We start from the raw sequence: 18055 nt of genomic DNA, 5'->3' as shown, positions 1-18055 counted from the left end.
GGTCTCGCCCGTCCGTACGAACGAGTGCGCGAAACGGGAGCGCCCCAGAACCTGCGACCGGAGGAGTGCAGTGGCAGCCAACGACCGGGCGGCAGCTCCCGGAAAGTCCGGTGGGAGCTCCGGTGCCGACGGCCTGATGCGCGCCTCGCTGAGCGCGGTCGCTCCCGGCACGGCGCTGCGTGACGGCCTCGAGCGGGTCCTGCGCGGCAACACCGGCGGTCTCATCGTGCTCGGCTTCGACAAGACGGTCGAGACGATGTGCACGGGCGGTTTCGTCCTGGACGTCGAGTTCACGGCGACCCGGCTGCGCGAGCTGTGCAAGCTCGACGGCGGCATCGTGCTCTCCTCCGACCTGTCGAAGATCCTCCGCGCGGGCGTGCAGTTCGTGCCGGACGCGACGATCCCCACGGAGGAGACGGGCACCCGGCACCGTACGGCGGACCGCGTCTCCAAGCAGGTCGGCTTCCCGGTGGTCTCGGTCTCGCAGTCCATGCGGCTGATCGCCCTGTACGTCGACGGCCAGCGCCGCGTCCTGGAGGACTCGGCGGCGATCCTGTCCCGTGCCAACCAGGCCCTGGCGACCCTGGAGCGCTACAAGCTCCGCCTGGACGAGGTCGCGGGCACGCTGTCGGCGCTGGAGATCGAGGACCTGGTGACGGTCCGGGACGTCTCCGCGGTGGCCCAGCGGCTGGAGATGGTGCGCCGCATCGCCACCGAAATCGCTGAATACGTGGTCGAACTGGGCACGGACGGTCGGCTGCTCGCCCTCCAGCTCGACGAGCTGATCGCGGGCGTGGAGCCCGAGCGTGAGCTGGTCGTACGGGACTACGTCCCCGAGCCGACGGCGAAGCGCTCCCGCACGGTCGACGAGGCGCTGTACGAGCTGGACGCCCTCTCCCACGCCGAGCTTCTCGAAATGTCCACGGTGGCAAGGGCGCTGGGCTACACGGGCTCGCCGGAGGCGCTCGACTCCGCGGTCTCGCCCCGTGGCTTCCGCCTGCTGGCCAAGGTGCCGCGCCTCCCGGGCGCCATCATCGACCGTCTCGTGGAGCACTTCGGGGGCCTGCAGAAACTGCTCGCCGCAAGCGTCGACGACCTCCAGACGGTCGACGGCGTCGGCGAGGCCCGGGCCCGAAGCGTTCGGGAAGGTCTGTCGCGGCTGGCCGAGTCCTCCATTCTGGAGCGGTACGTCTGAGTTCCTGGCCCGATGCCCCAACGTCCGGGCCTTCCCCCCCGGTTGACCCAAATACCGTTGCGTGGACTGATCATGCGAGGTAGCTTGACGCCGACCATTTCGTTCGATTCTCAATTCGAACTCTGAGGGGGAAATCCATGAAGAAGCGCCTGATGGGAACGTTCGCCGCGGCGGCGGTTCTCGCCCCAGCGTTAATCTTTGCGGGCTCAGGGCAGGCGTTCGCCGCCGGCAACCCGGTCACCTGGAAGAACAACTGGACCGACGGTTACCTGGCGTACAACAACTCCCGCGTCCGTCTGGTTTCCGGCACTGGCTACTCCACACAGTGGACCGAGTACAGGCAGTCCGACGGCACCTACTTGATGAAGTTCACTGGCAACGGGAAGTGCCTCGACAGCAACAGCGACGGTGACGTGTACCTTCTCGACTGCAACGGTGGCGACTACCAGAAGTGGCACGAGATCCACGAGTCCACCGGCTGGGTCCTCAAGAACAAGGCCACCGGGCTCGTCCTCGACACGGGGGGCACCGGAGTGGTCTACACCGACAGGCGAGGCGCCTCCACGAACTCGGCCCAGCACTGGAGCTGAACCTCAGTTCACACCACAGTGAAGAGACACCCCCGGCCTCGTCGAGACCGGGGGTGTCCCCTTTCCCGGCCGTCCCGGACGGCCCGCAGAGTCCCTGCTCAGTCGGCCGACAGCACGAAGGACGCCTGTGCCTTCGCGAACCCCGGCGCCTTCGCTTCCAGGAGGTACGTCCCCGCGGCCGCCGACCCGGACGGCGGCGTCGCGCACTCCGGGGCGCTCGGCTTGCGGTCCCACTTCACGGTGTAGGTGATGCTGGTGCCCGCGGGCACCCGGTACAGCAGGCTGCCGGAGGTCTTGGGGCAGTCCGCCGAGGACCAGTAGTCGTCCTCGCTGCCCGCCTGAGTGACCGTCAACACCGCGCTCTTCGGGCCGAGATCGACCTTGCAGTCATGTGCGGAGGTGTTCTTCGCGACCAGTTGGAAGGTCGGCGTCTGGTCGGGCGAGTACGTGTTGTGGACGCTGCGCAGGGTCAACGTGACCACACTGGACGTGCAGTTGGGCAGGGTCGAACCGGCGGGCAACGCGGTTCCCGTGCCGCCGGAGCCGACAGTGACCTCGCCCGCCCCGCCGGAACCCCCGGAGCCCGATCCGCTCCCGCCGGCCCCACCGGAGCCCCCTGAGCCGGAGCCCGACCCGCTTCCGGAACCGTCGTCGGAGCCGGACCCCGACCCGGAGCCCGACCCGGAGCCGGAGCCGCTGGAGTCCCCGCCGCCCGACTCGTCGCGTCCGCCCGGCGCTTGACTGATCGCGGGCCCCGAACTGGAGGGGCCCGGCGTGATCGTGGGCGCGGGATTCTTGCCGTTGGAGCCGTCGCCCTGGTCCTTCCCGCCCCCTCCGCCCGCGAGGACGATCCAGGCGACCAGAAGCGTCAACAGTGCTACCACGGACAGCAGTACGGCCCTCCGACGCCAGTAGATGGAGGAGGGAAGCGGCCCGACCGGATTGCGCAGAGATCCCACGGCGCAAACTGTACGAGAGATCACCCGGTTCGCTCGCGTCACCCGCCGCCGGAGCGCACAAGTTTTCACGATCATCATTCCGCGAACTGCCGTCCCACCCCTGTCTTTCGTCAGGTGCGGTACGCGACGATCGCAGGGTGTGACGGCGACGGCCGGTCGCCTACCGTCCGTGACCATGAACTCCGAGGACGCCGGGCTCTACCGCGACATCACCGACTTCGCCCATGACACCCCCGCGTGGGTACAGCACTTGACCGAGGCCTGGACGGAAGCCGGCCTGCTGCTCTTCGCCGCGCTGTTCGTCACGACGTGGTGGCGGTCCCGCGGCGCCACACCCCGCACCTTCGCGATCGCGGTCCTTGCACCTCTGGCCACTGCTGTGGCGTACGTCTGCAGTGAAGTGCTGAAGTCGGCCGTCACCGAGGAACGTCCGTGCCGAGCGGTCGCCGACGCGGCGGCCTCCCTCACGCCCTGCCCGCCGCACGGCGACTGGTCGTTCCCCAGCAACCACGCCACGATCGCGGGCGCCGCCGCCGTCGCCCTGGCGCTCGCCCGGCGCGCACTGCTGTGGCTGACGGCCCCGATGGCCCTTCTCATGGCCTTCTCCCGGGTCTACGTCGGCGTGCACTACCCGCACGACGTCGCCGCGGGGCTCCTGCTCGGCGCGGTCGTCGCCGCCATGGCCGTACGCCTGTGCACACGTCCGGCGGCGCGGGTGGCGGAGGCGATGCGGGGGTCGTCGGCGGGCCTCGTACGGTGGCTCACCGGGCCCGGGCCGGTGCCGTCCCCCACCACCGCGTACGCGTCGGTGGAGCACCGCTGAGCCCCGGCCCCCGGCCCGCGGCCCTCAGCCCTCCACCAACCCCGCCTCGTACGCCACGATCGCCGCCTGCACCCGGTTGCGGACGCCGAGCCGGTCGAGGACCGCGCTCACGTACGCCTTCACGGTGCCCTCGACCAGGTGCAGCCGGGCGGCGATCTCCGGATTGGACAGCCCCGCGCCGACCAGCGCGAGGACCTCGCGCTCGCGCGGGCTGAGCCGTCCCGCACGCGCGCGTGCGGCCGACTCACGGGCGAGCCGTCCGCCGCCCAGGCCGTCCACGACGTAGCGGGCCACCGTCGGCGACAGGAAGGCGCCACCGCCGGCGACCGCCCGTACGCCCGCGATCAGCTCGTACGGGTCGCCGGACTTGAGCAGGAACCCGGTGGCGCCGCCGCCGAGCGCCCGGGCCACGTACGCCTGCTCGGAGAAGGTGGTCAGCATCGCCACGGCGGTCCCGGGCACGGTCCGTACGATCTCCTCCGCGGCGGCCAGGCCGTCCAGGCGCGGCATACGGATGTCCAGCAGGGCCACGTCCGGGCGGTGGGCGCGGGCCAGTTCGACCGCCTCGCGTCCGTCGCCGGCCTCGGCGACGACCTCCGTCTCCCCGCCGCCGGCGAGGATGGCGCGCACCCCCGCCCGTACCATCGCCTCGTCGTCGGCCAGCAGTACGCGGATCATCCTGCGAACTCCCTGTACTCCTCGCGCCCCTCGCCGGACAGACCGGCTCTGGGGACCACGTCCTTGGCGACCAGGCGCCCCTCGTCGTCGAAGCACAGTCTGAAGTGGTCGACGGAGACGAGGAGTTCGCCGCTCGCCCGGTAGTAGCGACAGTGGGCGCCCGGCGGTGGCGTCGGCGCCCGTTCCGTGGGCGGGTCCGTGACGGCTCGCTCCGGCAGCACACGCGCGACCTCTTCGGCCGACGCGCCGGGGCGCAGCTTCGCGTACGCGGCGGGAGCCAGAACGGAACGGGTCTTCGTGTAGGCGTACCAGCCGAAGCCGCCGCCGAGCAGGACGGCCCCCGCGCAGGCGGCGCCCGCGAAGGCCAGGACGACGCGGCGGCGGGCGCGGGTGAAGGGCGCCGTGGGGGCGGGACGGGTCGTGGGCGGCGCGGGTTGTGCGGGGACGTGGGCCCGGACCTGGAAGCCGTCCTCGTGCGGGCCGGCCTCGAAGACGCCGCCCAGCACGGTCACCGCGGCGCGCAGGCCACGCAGGCCCGAGCCGCCGGAGGACGCCGAACGCTCCTGTGTGGGAGGCCCGTTGGTGACGGTGACGGTCGTGCCGGCGGCGTCCTCGGCGTCCCTCACCGCCGTCACGGTGACCGGGGCACCCGGGGCGTGGCGGGCCGCGTTGGTCAGTGCCTCGCGGACCACGCGGTACAGGATCCGCTCGGTGACCCCGCCGGGCGCCACGGCCGGGGCGGCTCCCGTCGGTTCCCAGCGCACCGGCAGTCCCGACTCGGCGGCGCGGGCCACGAGTTGTTCGACGCTCTCGCCCGCGGGGGTCAGGGGTGCCGGCTCGTCGTCCTCGCGCAGGACACCGATGATGCGGTGGAGGCGGTCCGTGGCGTCGGCGGCGGCCGCGCGCAGGTCGGCGACGGCGGCGCGGTGGTGCTCGGGGAGGTCCGCGGCGACCTGGAGGGCACCCGCGCGCAGGGCGATCAGGCTCAGTTCGTGTCCCAGGGAGTCGTGCATGTCCTGGGCGATCCGCGCGCGTTCCCGCAGCCTGGCGCGTTCCTCGGCGCCGCGCCGCTCGTCCTCCAGCCGGGCGGCCCGGTTCCAGCCCGCCTCGGCCAGCTCACGGCTCTGCCGCCAGTAGCGGCCGCCCAGCCACGGGAAGACACAGCCGAAGAGCAGCGTGGCCAGCAGCACCACCCCTTCCGGCGCCGGGTCGACCCCGACGAGGGCGATCTTCGCGAGGCCCGCACCGGCGACGGCGGCGAAGACGAGGGCCGCGGGGCGCACCCGGTCCGCGCGCAGGCCGAGCAGCAGGGCGAGGACGCCCAGGGCGGGGCCGTAGGACACGTCGAACAGGGCGGGGGCGGCGGCCAGGTTCAGCGCCGCCGTCAGGGTGAAGGCCGCCAGGGGCCGACGCCGGGACACGGCGACGGCCACGGCCAGCGCGCCGAGCCCGGCCGCCTGCTGCCAGGCCGGGCGCGGCTCGTTCAGCCCGAGGCGGTCCGCGCCGACCGCCGGGAGCGCGAAGGCGGCCCACAGCAGGGTGTCACGCGGGCGAGGTCGTTCCATCCGCCCGACGCTACAAGCGGGGGACGGGGCGGCACTGCTGCCGATCGTCAGGTGCCGCGGGGCGGTGGTGCGGGGGTCGCGGGGGTGCCGTACGGGCCCGTGCGGCCGAACGCGAACCGCGGGAGCGGGTGCGGTACACGCGTGTGTGCCTGTCGTCGTGGGAGGATCGGAAGGTCATGACTGCACCCACGAAGCCCCCGCACAGCAGCCCCGCCGACGCCGTCTCCGGCCCGCGCCGCGGCGAGGACCCGTCGCCCGGAGAGAGCCTGCACGCCCCTGTCATCGACTGGTTCGAGGAGCACGCCCGCGATCTGCCGTGGCGGCGCCCCGAGGCCGGTGCCTGGGGTGTGATGGTCAGTGAATTCATGTTGCAGCAGACGCCGGTGAGCCGCGTCCTGCCGGTCTACGAGCAGTGGATGGCCCGCTGGCCCCGCCCCGCCGACCTGGCCCAGGAGGCACCCGGCGAGGCGGTGCGCGCCTGGGGCCGGCTCGGCTACCCGCGCCGTGCCCTGCGCCTGCACGGCGCCGCGGTCGCCATAACGGAGCGGCACGGCGGCGACGTACCGTCCGACCACGCGCAGCTCCTGGCACTGCCCGGCATCGGCGAGTACACGGCCGCGGCCGTCGCGTCCTTCGCCTACGGGCGGCGGCACGCCGTCCTGGACACCAACGTGCGGCGCGTCTTCGCGCGCGCGGTCAGCGGCGTGCAGTACCCGCCGAACGCCACCACCGCCGCCGAACGCAGGCTCGCGCGCGCGTTGCTGCCCGAGGACGAGAAGACCGCGGCGCGCTGGGCCGCCGCCTCCATGGAGCTCGGCGCCCTGGTGTGCACGGCGAAGAGCGAGACGTGCCACCGCTGTCCGATCGCCGCGCTGTGTGCCTGGCGGCTCGCGGGCAAGCCGGAGCACGAGGGCCCGCCGCGGCGCGGGCAGACGTACGCCGGGACGGACCGCCAGGTGCGCGGCAAGCTGCTCGCCGTGCTCAGGGAGGCCCACGCGCCGGTGCCGCAGGCCGCGCTCGACCGGGTGTGGCACGAGCCGGTGCAGCGCGCCCGGGCCCTGGACGGGCTCGTCGCGGACGGGTTGGTGGAGCCGCTGCCGGGCGGGCTCTACCGGCTGCCGCTGAGCTGACGCACAGACACATCACAGGCGGACGGGCCGTCGTAACGGCGTCCCGGACCGCCAAATCACCCCATAAGCACATGAACCGGTGCGGTGCCTTACCCGTTTCGTGCTTTCGTTACACAACCGACGGACAGCCGAGCGCTGTCCGCAGGCTGCTTCGGACAGCGCCGTGACAACCGCTCCGTAGCTTCTTCCTCGTGCCCGACGGGCACGGGACGGTTGCGGACCACACGGCCACATCGGCAGACCACACGCACCGCGAGCCGTCCCCCAAGAAGTGAGAACCGGCCCGACGAACAGGCCGGGAAAACGGGGAGCGGGAGGCGGTCGATCATGGCGCAGGGCGAGGTGCTCGAATTCGAGGAGTACGTCCGCACCCGGCAGGACGCGCTGCTGCGCAGCGCCCGCCGACTGGTCCCGGACCCGGTCGACGCCCAGGACCTCCTCCAGACGGCGCTGGCGCGGACGTACGGCCGCTGGGACGGCATAGCGGACAAGCGGCTGGCGGACGCCTACCTGCGCCGCGTGATGATCAACACGCGGACCGAGTGGTGGCGGGCCCGCAAGCTGGAGGAGGTGCCGACCGAGCAGCTCCCGGACGCCTGCGTGGACGACTCCACCGAGCAGCACGCGGACCGCGCCCTCCTGATGGACGCCATGAAGGTGCTCGCTCCCAAGCAGCGCAGTGTCGTGGTGCTGCGACACTGGGAGCAGATGTCCACGGAGGAGACGGCCGCCGCCCTCGGCATGTCGGCCGGAACGGTCAAGAGCACGCTGCACCGGGCGCTCGCCCGGCTCCGCGAGGAGCTGGAAGCCCGCGATCTGGACGCACGCGCGCTGGAGCGTGAGGAGCGGGAGCGTTGCGCGGCGGCCTGACCGGGCCCGGGCCCACGCGGGCCCGAGGAACCTTCCAGGCGGCGATCACGGCGGTGGCCGTGCTCGCCGCCCTCGCCCTTTTCGTCGCCGCGTGCGCCACCGGCGGCACCGGAGCCCGTGACGAGGGCCCGGCGCACGCGGACGCGGTGGCGGGCGGTGCGGCGTCACCCGCCGCGATGCCCTCCCCCTCCCCCAGCCCCGACCGGGCGGAGGCGGTCCGGCTCGTCAAGGACGACCCGCGGGTCTCGGCGGAGGTCAAGCGCGAGCTGAAGCCGTGCGTCGCCGACAAGTACCCGGTCGAAGTGTCCTACGGCGAGCTCACCGGGGGAGCCGCCGAGGACATCGTGGTCAACGTGCTCACGTGCAGCGACGCGGTCGGCGTCGGTTCGTACGTGTACCGCGAGGCCGACGGCCGGTACGAGAACGTCTTCAAGGCCGAGGCACCCCCGGTCTACGCGGAGATCGACCGGGGCGACCTGGTCGTGACCAAGCAGGTCTACGAGAGGGGCGACCCGGTGTCGGACCCGTCCGGCGAGAACGTGATCACGTACCACTGGGCGGCGGGCCGCTTCGCCGAGAAGTACCGCATGCACAACGACTACAACAACTCCGTCGGCGAGAATCCCGCGGTGGCACCCGAGAGCAGTTGAGCAACAATCTCCCGACTGCGTGAACCGATCGGCCCACTCGATCCGATGCATGGGTGAAGGCAGGCGACACAAGACCCGCACCGAGACCGACACCAAGACAGACACGAGGACTGAGAGCACCGGGATGGCAGACCAGACCCACGTCCTGTTCGTCGAGGACGACGACGTCATCCGCGAGGCCACCCAGCTCGCCCTGGAGCGGGACGGCTTCGTGGTCACCGCCATGCCCGACGGGCTGTCGGGCCTGGAGGCGTTCCGGGCGGACCGCCCCGACATCGCGCTGCTGGACGTCATGGTTCCCGGCCTGGACGGTGTGAGCCTCTGCCGGCGCATCCGGGACGAGTCCACCGTGCCGGTGATCATGCTGTCGGCGCGTGCGGACTCCATCGACGTCGTGCTGGGCCTGGAGGCGGGCGCCGACGACTACGTGACCAAGCCCTTCGACGGTGCCGTCCTGGTCGCCCGGATCCGCGCGGTGCTGCGCCGCTTCGGGCACGCCACCGGCGGCGAGAGGCCGGACGAAGGCGGCTCGGGGGCGCACGGCGGCGTGTTGACCTTCGGCGAGCTGGAGATCGACACCGAGGGCATGGAGGTGCGCCGCGCCGGGCAGCCGGTGGCCCTCACGCCCACCGAGATGCGGCTGCTGCTGGAGTTCTCCTCCGCGCCGGGGACGGTCCTGTCCCGCGACAAGCTCCTGGAGCGGGTGTGGGACTACGGCTGGGGTGGGGACACCCGCGTGGTCGACGTCCATGTGCAGCGGTTGCGGACCAAGATCGGCCAGGACCGTGTCGAGACGGTCCGTGGCTTCGGCTACAAGTTGAAGGCCTGAGCGGGGCGTCATGCGGGGGATCTTGCGGCACCTGAGTCCGACGCACGGGGGGCGCGTGGAGCACGCGGGCATGCGTACGGGCCTGAAGTGGAAGCTGAGCGCGGCGATCGCGCTGGTCGGCGCGCTGGTGGCGATCGCGCTCAGTCTGGTCGTGCACAACGCCGCGCGGGTGTCGATGCTGGACAACGCGCGTGATCTCGCCGACGAGCGGGTCTGGATCGCCCAGCGCAACTACGAGCTGTCGGGGCGCCCCAACTTCCCCCGCATCAAGATCGACGACCCGGATCTGCCGTACGCGCTGCGGCAGAAGGTCGAGGAAGGGCGCCGGGCGACGTTCGTGTCCGACCGGCCGGGCGGTGTGCCGGACATCTGGGCCGCCGTGCCGGTCAAGGACGGTCATGTGCTGTCCCTGCACACCGGGTTCACCGACCGCAGCATCAACATCCTCAAGGACCTCGACCAGGCCCTGGTGATCGGGTCCATCGCGGTGGTCTTCGGCGGCAGCGCGCTGGGGGTGCTCATCGGCGGGCAGTTCTCGCGCCGGCTGCGCAAGGCGGCCGCCGCGGCCAACCAGGTCGCCCGGGGCGAGACGGACGTGCGGGTGCGGGACGCGATCGGCGGGGTCGTGCGGGACGAGACCGACGACCTCGCGAGCGCGGTGGACGCGATGGCGGACGCGTTGCAGCTGCGCCTTGAGGCGGAGCGCCGGGTCACCGCCGACATCGCCCATGAGCTGCGTACTCCGGTGACGGGCCTGCTGACGGCGGCCGAACTGCTCCCGCCCGGTCGGCCGACGGAGCTGGTGCTGGACCGGGCGAAGGCGATGCGCACGCTCGTGGAGGACGTCCTGGAGGTGGCCCGGCTGGACGGTGCGTCCGAGCGGGCCGAGCTGCAGGACATCGTGCTGGGTGAGTTCGTGGCGCGCCGGGTGGCGGCGAAGGACCCCGCCATCGAGGTGCGCGTGGTGCACGAGTCGGAGGTCACCACCGACCCGCGGCGCCTGGAGCGGGTGCTGTTCAACCTGCTGGCCAACGCCGCTCGGCACGGCAAGCCGCCGATCCAGGTGACCGTCGAGGGCCGGGTCATCCGGGTCCGTGACCACGGCCCCGGTTTCCCCGAGGACCTCCTCGCCGACGGCCCGAGCCGCTTCCGCACCGGCAGGAGCGACCGCTCCGGCGCCGGTCACGGCCTCGGCCTGACCATCGCCGCGGGTCAGGCGCGGGTGCTGGGCGCCCGACTGACGTTCCGCAACATCCGGCCGGCCGGCGCCCCCGAGCACATACCCGCGGAGGGTGCGGTCGCCGTCCTGTGGCTACCGGAGCACGCACCGACGAACACGGGCAGCTATCAGACGCTGCCCTGAGGAGCCGCCGGGGCATCGCCGAGGGGCCGGGGCCAGCCTGAGCCGGTTCAGCCGAAGTCCTTGGAGAAGTCGAGCTCCTCGCTGCGCTCGGTCAGCGAGAACCAGTTGCCGTTGTCGTCGCGGAAGATGGCCTCGACGCCGTAGGGGCGCTCGGCCGGTTCCTGGATGAACTCCACACCGCGCGCCTTGAAGGTCTCGTAGTCGCCACGACAGTCGTCCGAGTGGAACGCGCCCCCGCCGATGACCCCCTTGCCGACGAGCTTCTTCAGCGCCTCCGCGGACTCGGGGTCGAGGCCCGGGCCGTCCAGGCTCATCAGGGCGAGTTCGACGTCCGGCTGGTCCTTGGCGCCCACGGTGATCCAGGTCATGTCTCCGAGAGCGAGCTCGGTGCGCACCTCGAAGTCGAGCTTCTCGGTGAAGAAGGCCTTGGTGCGCTGCTGGTCGAAGGTCCACACGGTGGTGATGCCCAGTCCCTTGATCATGGCTCTGCGCTCTCCTCTGGGGCTTGCTCGGGTGCTTGCGACGGTGCTTGCTCCGGGGCTTGCGGTTCCTGTTCGTCACCGTAGGCAGCGGGAGAGTCGGGGCGCTTCTTCAAAGTTGCCCTTTTGAATCCCCCGGCCCAGAGCATCGCGTAGCACCCGGGGATGAGGGCGGCACCGCGGCCCACGTGCCTGATCCGGTACTCGCTCGGCGTGAGTCCGGTCCGTGCCTTGAAGCGGGTCGAGAAGGTGCCGAGGCTGCTGAAGCCGACCAGGTGGCAGATCTCGGTGACCGTCAGGTTGGCGCCGCGCAGCATCTCCTCGGCACGCTCGATGCGGCGGTGCGTGAGGTACTGGCCGGGTGTCTCGCCGTACGCCTCCTTGAAGGCCCGTACGAAGTGGTAGCGCGAGTACCCGGCGTGCGCGGCCACCGCGTTCAGGTCGAGCTCGGGGTCGGCCCAGTCGCGGTCCATGGCGTCCTTGGCCAGCCGCAACAGCCGCACTTTGTCCATACGGCCGATGGTGGCACGCGGGACCGACACCGGCACCGGCCTCGCACGGGCCTCGGGAACGACACCGGCACCGTCCTCGTACCGGGCACGACGAAGGCCCCCGGGGCGGACACGCGCCGGGGGCCTTCGGGGTCGGGTCGGGTCAGACGGCCTCGACCACGGGCGGCTGTGCCGATGCCGCGCCGTCCGCCGATCCGTCGTCCGCCTTCTGCGGTCCCGCCCCCTTGAGCGGGACCTCCTTCACGAACACGGCCGCGGCCAGCGCGCCCACCGCCACGATCGCCCCCAGCAGGAACGCCGAGTGGGTACCGGCAGACACCGCGTGCTGGTAGGCCTCCCGCGCCGGCACCGGCAGCAACTTCAGGCTCGCCGCGTCCAGCTGCGCGGACCGCTCGGTCACCTTGGAGCCCAGCGCGCCGGCCCGCTCGGCCATGACGTCCTGGACGCGGTTGTTGAACAGCGCGCCCATGATCGCGACGCCGAAGGAGGAGCCGAGCGTACGGAACAGGGTGGTGGACGAGGAGGCGACGCCCATGTCCTTCATCTCGACGCTGTTCTGCGCGACGAGCATCGTGATCTGCATCAGGCAGCCCATGCCGAGACCGACGACCGCCATGTACACACCGGAGGTGAGGCGGCTCGTGTCGGTGTCCATGAGCGACAGCAGGTACAGCCCGACGATCATCAGCGTGCCGCCGATCACCGGGAAGACCTTGTACTTGCCGGTGTTCGTGGTCACCCGGCCGGCGACCATCGAGGTGACGAGCATCGCGCCGAGCATCGGCAGGAGCAGCAGCCCGGAGTTGGTCGCGGACGCGCCCTGCACGGACTGCTGGTACAGCGGCAGGAAGAGCGTCGCCCCGAACATCACGAAGCCGGTGATGAAGCCGATGATCGACATCAGGGTGAAGTTGCGGCTGCGGAAGATGTGCAGCGGCACGACCGGCTCGGCGGCGCGGGTCTGCCAGAACACGAAGCCGACGAGGGCGGCCACGCCGATCCCGATGAGCTCCATGATCCGCGCGGAGCTCCACGCGTACTCGGAGCCGCCCCAGGTGGTGACGAGGACGATGGCGGTGATGCCGATGGTCAGCAGCGCGGCGCCCAGATAGTCGATCCGGGCCTGGGCCCGCTTCTTCGGCAGGTGCAGCACCGCGCTGATGGCGAGCAGCGCCACCACGCCGAGCGGCAGGTTGATGTAGAACGCCCAGCGCCAGCCCCAGTGGTCGGTGATGGTGCCGCCGACCAGCGGGCCGCCGATCATCGCCAGCGCCATGACGCCGGCCATCATGCCCTGGTACTTGCCGCGCTCCCGGGGCGGGATCAGGTCGCCGATGATCGCCATGACGCCGACCATCAGACCACCGGCGCCGAGCCCCTGAACGGCACGGAAGCCGATGAGCTGCCCCATGTTCTGCGCCATGCCGCTGAGCGCCGAGCCCACCAGGAAGATCACGATCGACGTCATGAAGGAGCCCTTGCGGCCGTACATGTCGCCGAGCTTGCCCCACAGCGGGGTGGAGGCCGCCGTCGCCAGGGTGTACGCCGTGACCACCCAGGACAGGTGCTCGAGCCCGCCGAGCTCGCCCACGATCGTCGGCATCGCGGTGCCCACGATCATGTTGTCGAGCATCGCGAGCATCATGGTGATCATGAGCGCGAGCAGCACCACGCGCACGCTCTTGGGCTGTTCGCCCGGTTCTTCCTCTACCTGCTTGTCCACAGTTTGTGTGTCCGCCATCGCCTTCTACTCCCCCCGGTGCACGGCCCACTTACCTGCCGCCCGGCTAGTTCACTACACTCAGGAAAGTAGCCCCGTAACTAGCCGGGCGTCAAGTAAGTTTCGAGTGGGGCACGGGGAGCATGAAGATGGGCGGCACGATGGACGGCAACAAGCGGCAGCGGCGCGGCGACACACGCCAGCGCATCCAGGACGTGGCACTCGAACTCTTCGCCGAACAGGGCTACGAGAAGACCTCGCTGCGCGAGATAGCCGAGCACCTGGACGTCACCAAGGCGGCGCTCTACTACCACTTCAAGACGAAGGAAGAGATCATCGTCAGCATCTTCCAGGATCTGACGAAGCCGATGGAGGACCTGATCGAGTGGGGTGCGGCCCAGCCGCACACACTGGAGACCAAGCACGAGATCGTACGGCGCTACAGCGAGCACCTCGCCGGCGCGGCCCCGCTCTTCCGCTTCATGCAGGAGAACCAGGCGACGGTACGGGAACTGCAGATCGGCGACTCGTTCAAGGACCGCATGCGCGGTCTGCGCGACATCATCATCGACCCGGACACTCCCCTGATCGACCAGGTCCGTTGCATCAGCGCCCTCTTCACACTGCACGCCGGCATGCACTTCCTGCAGGACCTCGAAGGCGACCCCGAGGACAAGCGCAGGGCCGTCCTGGAGGTCGCCGTCGATCTGGTGACCCAGGCGCATCAGGGCGCCTGATCAGGTGAGGCCGGTCAGACCTTCACGCCCTTGGAGTGCAGGAACTTGACCGGGTTTATCGCCGAGCCGTAGTTCGGGGTGGTGCGGATCTCGAAGTGCAGGTGCGGGCCACTGGAATTGCCGGTGTTGCCCGACCGCGCTATCTCCTGACCGGTCTTCACGACCTGGCCGACCTTCACCTCGATGCGGGAGAGGTGGGCGTACTGGGAGTACGTCTTGTTGCCGTGCTTGATGACGATGGCGTTGCCGTAGGCGGGGCCGTCGCCGGCGCCGTTGCCGCCGGCCTTGACGACCGTGCCGCCGTGCGCGGCCATGACCTTGGTGCCGCTCGGCACGGCGAAGTCCTGCCCGGAGTGCTTGTGCGCCCACATGCCACCGGCCTGCGCGAAGCTCGCACTGAGCTTGTACTTCGCCACCGGGTCGATCCAGGAGGAGGCCGACGGGGCCGACGCGGCCGACGCGACCCCGGTTCCCAGCACGACCGACACGCCGACGGCGGCGGTCACACCGGCCACCCGGGTGCGAAGCGTGGACGTACGAGCAGAACGGGACGAGACGCGCTGGAACATCGAAACCTCATGGGGAAGGGGACAGAAGAAACCACCCGGCGGACGGACATCCGCCGAATGGGTCATCCCTTGGTAACCCCCGAGGGCAATAACGCCCAAATGTGTGACCTACGACGGTATCTAGTACTAAACGTCTGTATCGCACGTTTATTGACACAACGCCCATTCGTCACCGAACTACTCGTGGCACGGGAATTGCAGCACTACGCCCGTACCTAAAGTCCGTTTTGCCCCTATTTCCGCCATCACTATTTCGCGTAGTACCGGACAAATCGGCTGTGCGTCATGTCACCGGCCCACCGAATCGAAAGACCCCTGAATGTGACGGGGACTACGCTGCTCGGCATGGATCCCGCGGTCATCGGCACGCGCCTGGCATCGAGCGTGATGGGCCCGATGGTGAAGCGGCTGTTCCAACGTCAGGAGCCCGGCGCAGGGCTGGTCGACCGGCCTGTACGGCTGTCCGCGCTGGTGTCCTTCCGGGGCGAGAAGCGGGCGCTGACCGAGAGGGACGTACGCAGGATCGCCGCCGTTCTGGTCCGGCAGGCGGTGGAGTCACCGGGCGAACCGCCCTTCCCCGCGGACGAGGTGACGGCCGTCACGGACGCCCTCACCGCCAAGCTGCTCGCACTGGGCGACCTCGACATGGACGACGTACAGGCCGTCCGCCTGGGCCACCGCGAGCTGGCCCGCGCCCTCCACCGCCACTCCCCCACCCGCGATCTGACCGCCGACGCCTCCCTGTTCCTCGACTCCCTCACCGAGTGGGCCTGCGCCCACGTCGTGAACTTCTTCACCCAGCGGTCCACCTTCGTGGCACGCACGCTGGTCGAGCAGAGCCGGGGACAGGCCGAACTCATCGCCAGGCTCGACGAGTTGATCACCCGCACCCCCCGCCGGGACGCCCGCGACACGGCCTTCGAACGGCAGTACCTCGCGTACGTCGGCCGCAAGCACGGCAAGTTGCTGATCTACGGGGTGGACCTGGTGAACTCGCCGGGGAAGTGGCCGTTGGACGTGGCGTATCTGAGCCTGGAGACACGGGGCGCGTGGTGGAGCATGTCCTCGCCGGCGCGGTGGGAGGACTTCGTCCCGCCGCAGCAGGTCGTCGTCGTCGAGAAGGACGACCCCGCCGATCCGTGGCACGCGGTGGTCCCCGTCGAGGAACTCCCCCTGGGCTCACTTCCTCCGGAGACCGCACCCCGCCCCGCCGACGAGGCCCTCGCCGCCCACGACCGCGTCCTGCTGCGGGGCGAGGCCGGGTCCGGCAAGACGACCCTGGTGCAGTGGCTCGCCCTCTCCGTCGCCCGGCAGGACACCGACGGCCGTATGGCCTACCTGCGCGAGCGGATCCCCTTCGTGCTGCCGCTGCGCACCCTGACCCGGCACGGCGAACGCCTGCCCGCCCCGCGGGACTTCCTCGCCGCCGTCGGCGCCCCGCTCGCCGGGGAACAGCCGGACGGCTGGGAGTCACGCGTGCTCGGCGCCGGACGCGGACTCGTCCTGGTCGACGGCCTCGACGAGATACCCGAAGGCGAACGGGCCCTCGCCCGCACCTGGCTGGCGGACCTGATCGAGGCCTTTCCGGGCAACCGATGGCTGGTCACCTCCCGCCCGTCGGCCGTGCGCGAGGACTGGCTGGCGGACGAGGGGTTCACCGAACTCACCCTGTCCCCGATGCGGGCGCGGGACGTGGCGTCGTTCATCAGCCGCTGGCACGCGGCCGCGCGCACGGGCGGCGGCCCCGAGGAGGACGCCGCCCTCACGGCGTACGAGAACCAGCTCCTGCACGCCGTACGGGCCAAGCCGGACCTCGGGCGGCTCGCCACCAACCCCCTGATGTGCGGCCTGCTCTGTGCCCTGCACCGCGACCGGCGCGGTTTCCTGCCCCTCGGCCGCAAGGAGTTGTACGAGGCCGCGCTCACCATGCTGCTCACCCGCCGCGACCGTGAGCGCGGCCTGCCGGGCCCCGAACTGCGGGAGGAACCGCAGTTGCAGATCCTGCAGCGCCTGGCCCACTGGCTGATCAAGGACGGCCGTACGGAGATGGCTCGCGACCGCGCGCTCGCCGAGATCGGCAAGGCGCTGCCGGCGCTGCCCGAGATGGCGGCGCTCGGCGATCCGGATGCCGTCCTCACCCGTCTCCTCGCCCGCAGCGGCCTGTTGCGCGCTCCCTCGGCCGACACCATCGACTTCTGCCACCGCACGTTCCAGGACTTCCTCGGGGCCCGCGCGCTGCTCGACGAGGGCACCTTCGGGATGGTCCACAAGCACGCGGCGGACGACCAGTGGGAGGACGTCATCCGCATGGCGGTGGCCCAGGGACGTCCCCGCGACCGGGTGGAGATCCTGCGCCAGCTGCTGCGCGACGACTCCCCGCGCGCGCTGTTGCTGGCCGCGTCCTGCCTGGAGCAGGCCACGGAGCTGGACCCGTCGGTGCGGGCCGAGATCGAGAGCGGCGTCGGGCGCCTGGTTCCGCCGCGCACGGCGGAGGCGGCGTACGAACTGGCCTCGGTGGGCCCCCTGATCCTCGACTTCCTCCCGGGCCCCGAGGAGTTGACGCCGCCGCAGGCCGACGACCCCGATCCGGCCCACCTCTGCGTCCTGACGGCATCCTTGATCGGAACCGACGCGGCCATCCCGTACCTGGCGCGCTTCTGCGACCACCCTTCCTGGCGGGCGCGCAAGCAACTGTCGGGGAGCTGGCACCGGTTCGACACCGAGGTGTACGGCCGCGAGGTCATCGCCCGCCTCCGCCACGACGACCTGTACCTGGTGGCGCACTCTCCCGCGGAGCTCGCCTTCCTCGACGGCATGGGCGGCCGCCCCTGGCTGCAACTGGAGGGGGACTTCCCGGCCGGGGCGCTCACCGCCCACCTGGACCCCGCCCGGCTCACCCGGCTCGACCTGCGGGGCAGCGTCACGGACATGTCCGTACTGGGCCGGTACACCCGCCTGGTGGCCGTGTACGTCACCAACTGCGCGAGCGATGTCCCGCTGACCGCCCTTGAGCGGCTTCCCCGGCTGTTCCAGCTGGGCCTCTCCGCCGAGCACGCCGCCGAGGCCGCCCGCGCGGGGCTCCGCCTTCCCCAGGTCGGCAGCCTCTACCTCTATGACCTGTCCTCGGACGGTCAACTGGCCTGCCTGCGTGACGCCTTCCCGTCGCTGGACGTCCTCAGCGTCTTCGCCCGGGACGGATACGAACCCCGAGGGGAGCACGCCCTCCTGACCGACCTCTTTCCGGATACGTCCGTGCGCGTCACGGAGGCCGCGCGCCCCAGGACGCACGAGTGAGGCACCGCATCCCTTGTGAGCCTCACCACAAACGCCGTCCGACCCATGGGAGCGCTCTCCGACCTGCCGCTACCGTCCAGTAACCCGCTGGT

At 71.1% G+C, this 18055-nt stretch carries 17 protein-coding genes; 10 read left to right on the top strand and 7 right to left on the bottom strand.

Going from position 1 to position 18055, the window contains the following annotated elements:
- The first annotated feature begins 70 nt into the window (after positions 1-70).
- Together disA and ACGFNV_RS45145 are read left to right on the top strand one after the other, a co-directional pair.
- Positions 71-1195: a DNA integrity scanning diadenylate cyclase DisA gene (gene disA / locus ACGFNV_RS45150; RefSeq protein ID WP_393631331.1), complete on the top strand. Its 1125-nt coding sequence runs from the start codon at positions 71-73 to the stop codon at positions 1193-1195.
- 137 nt (positions 1196-1332) lie between these two features.
- Complete coding sequence (locus ACGFNV_RS45145) at positions 1333-1785, top strand: RICIN domain-containing protein (RefSeq protein WP_393631329.1); 453 nt, start codon at positions 1333-1335, stop codon at positions 1783-1785.
- Between the two features lie 98 nt (positions 1786-1883).
- Here ACGFNV_RS45145 and ACGFNV_RS45140 read toward each other — a convergent pair whose 3' ends face one another.
- On the bottom strand, positions 1884-2744 hold the full coding sequence (locus tag ACGFNV_RS45140) for a hypothetical protein (RefSeq protein WP_393631328.1): 861 nt from the start codon (positions 2742-2744) through the stop codon (positions 1884-1886).
- 175 nt (positions 2745-2919) lie between these two features.
- Here ACGFNV_RS45140 and ACGFNV_RS45135 point away from each other — a divergent pair, with 175 nt between their 5' ends.
- Positions 2920-3567, top strand: coding sequence for a phosphatase PAP2 family protein (locus ACGFNV_RS45135; RefSeq protein ID WP_393631326.1), 648 nt, complete (start codon positions 2920-2922; stop codon positions 3565-3567).
- 24 nt (positions 3568-3591) lie between these two features.
- Here the strand turns inward: ACGFNV_RS45135 and ACGFNV_RS45130 are convergent, their stop codons facing one another.
- Entirely contained in the window at positions 3592-4245 is a 654-nt protein-coding gene (locus ACGFNV_RS45130; protein WP_393631324.1) for a response regulator, read from the bottom strand.
- Positions 4242-5810 (bottom strand): sensor histidine kinase, encoded by a 1569-nt coding sequence (locus ACGFNV_RS45125; RefSeq protein ID WP_393631322.1) that lies wholly within the window; start codon positions 5808-5810, stop codon positions 4242-4244. Before ACGFNV_RS45125 ends, ACGFNV_RS45130 begins: the two co-directional genes overlap by 4 nt.
- A 176-nt stretch (positions 5811-5986) precedes the next feature.
- Here ACGFNV_RS45125 and ACGFNV_RS45120 point away from each other — a divergent pair, with 176 nt between their 5' ends.
- From ACGFNV_RS45120 to cseC, 5 genes are all read left to right on the top strand, one after another.
- Positions 5987-6940, top strand: a complete 954-nt coding sequence (locus ACGFNV_RS45120; protein ID WP_393631321.1) for an A/G-specific adenine glycosylase — start codon at positions 5987-5989, stop codon at positions 6938-6940.
- 327 nt (positions 6941-7267) lie between these two features.
- Positions 7268-7810 carry a SigE family RNA polymerase sigma factor gene (locus tag ACGFNV_RS45115; RefSeq protein WP_069773156.1) on the top strand — a complete coding sequence of 181 codons (543 nt, stop codon included), beginning with the start codon at positions 7268-7270 and terminating at the stop codon, positions 7808-7810.
- Positions 7795-8460 (top strand): hypothetical protein, encoded by a 666-nt coding sequence (locus ACGFNV_RS45110; RefSeq protein ID WP_393631319.1) that lies wholly within the window; start codon positions 7795-7797, stop codon positions 8458-8460. Before ACGFNV_RS45115 ends, ACGFNV_RS45110 begins: the two co-directional genes overlap by 16 nt.
- A gap of 124 nt (positions 8461-8584) precedes the next feature.
- On the top strand, positions 8585-9289 hold the full coding sequence (cseB, locus tag ACGFNV_RS45105) for a two-component system response regulator CseB (RefSeq protein WP_393631317.1): 705 nt from the start codon (positions 8585-8587) through the stop codon (positions 9287-9289).
- A gap of 10 nt (positions 9290-9299) precedes the next feature.
- Entirely contained in the window at positions 9300-10652 is a 1353-nt protein-coding gene (cseC, locus tag ACGFNV_RS45100; protein WP_393631315.1) for a two-component system sensor histidine kinase CseC, read from the top strand.
- A gap of 47 nt (positions 10653-10699) precedes the next feature.
- On the opposite strand, the gene ACGFNV_RS45095 is transcribed toward cseC, so the two are convergent.
- The 3 genes from ACGFNV_RS45095 to ACGFNV_RS45085 form a co-directional block, all read right to left on the bottom strand.
- A complete protein-coding gene (locus tag ACGFNV_RS45095; protein ID WP_133933359.1) occupies positions 10700-11134 on the bottom strand; it encodes a VOC family protein in 435 nt (144 codons plus the stop codon).
- A complete protein-coding gene (locus ACGFNV_RS45090; protein WP_393631313.1) occupies positions 11131-11643 on the bottom strand; it encodes a helix-turn-helix transcriptional regulator in 513 nt (170 codons plus the stop codon). Before ACGFNV_RS45090 ends, ACGFNV_RS45095 begins: the two co-directional genes overlap by 4 nt.
- Before the next feature lie 142 nt (positions 11644-11785).
- On the bottom strand, positions 11786-13384 hold the full coding sequence (locus ACGFNV_RS45085; RefSeq protein WP_393631311.1) for an MDR family MFS transporter: 1599 nt from the start codon (positions 13382-13384) through the stop codon (positions 11786-11788).
- Between the two features lie 128 nt (positions 13385-13512).
- Here ACGFNV_RS45085 and ACGFNV_RS45080 point away from each other — a divergent pair, with 128 nt between their 5' ends.
- Positions 13513-14100: a TetR/AcrR family transcriptional regulator gene (locus tag ACGFNV_RS45080; RefSeq protein ID WP_393631310.1), complete on the top strand. Its 588-nt coding sequence runs from the start codon at positions 13513-13515 to the stop codon at positions 14098-14100.
- Positions 14101-14114: 14 nt separating this feature from the next.
- Here ACGFNV_RS45080 and ACGFNV_RS45075 read toward each other — a convergent pair whose 3' ends face one another.
- Positions 14115-14669, bottom strand: coding sequence for a M23 family metallopeptidase (locus ACGFNV_RS45075; protein ID WP_393631308.1), 555 nt, complete (start codon positions 14667-14669; stop codon positions 14115-14117).
- 345 nt (positions 14670-15014) lie between these two features.
- Between ACGFNV_RS45075 and ACGFNV_RS45070 the strand changes: the two genes are divergently transcribed.
- A complete protein-coding gene (locus ACGFNV_RS45070) occupies positions 15015-17963 on the top strand; it encodes an NACHT domain-containing protein (RefSeq protein WP_393631306.1) in 2949 nt (982 codons plus the stop codon).
- The last annotated feature ends 92 nt before the right edge of the window (positions 17964-18055 follow it).

Source organism: Streptomyces sp. NPDC048751, from assembly GCF_043198595.1.
Classification (GTDB): domain Bacteria; phylum Actinomycetota; class Actinomycetes; order Streptomycetales; family Streptomycetaceae; genus Streptomyces.
The sequence above is the reverse complement of the archived record's forward strand: the minus strand, read 5'-3'. Positions and strand labels throughout refer to the sequence as shown.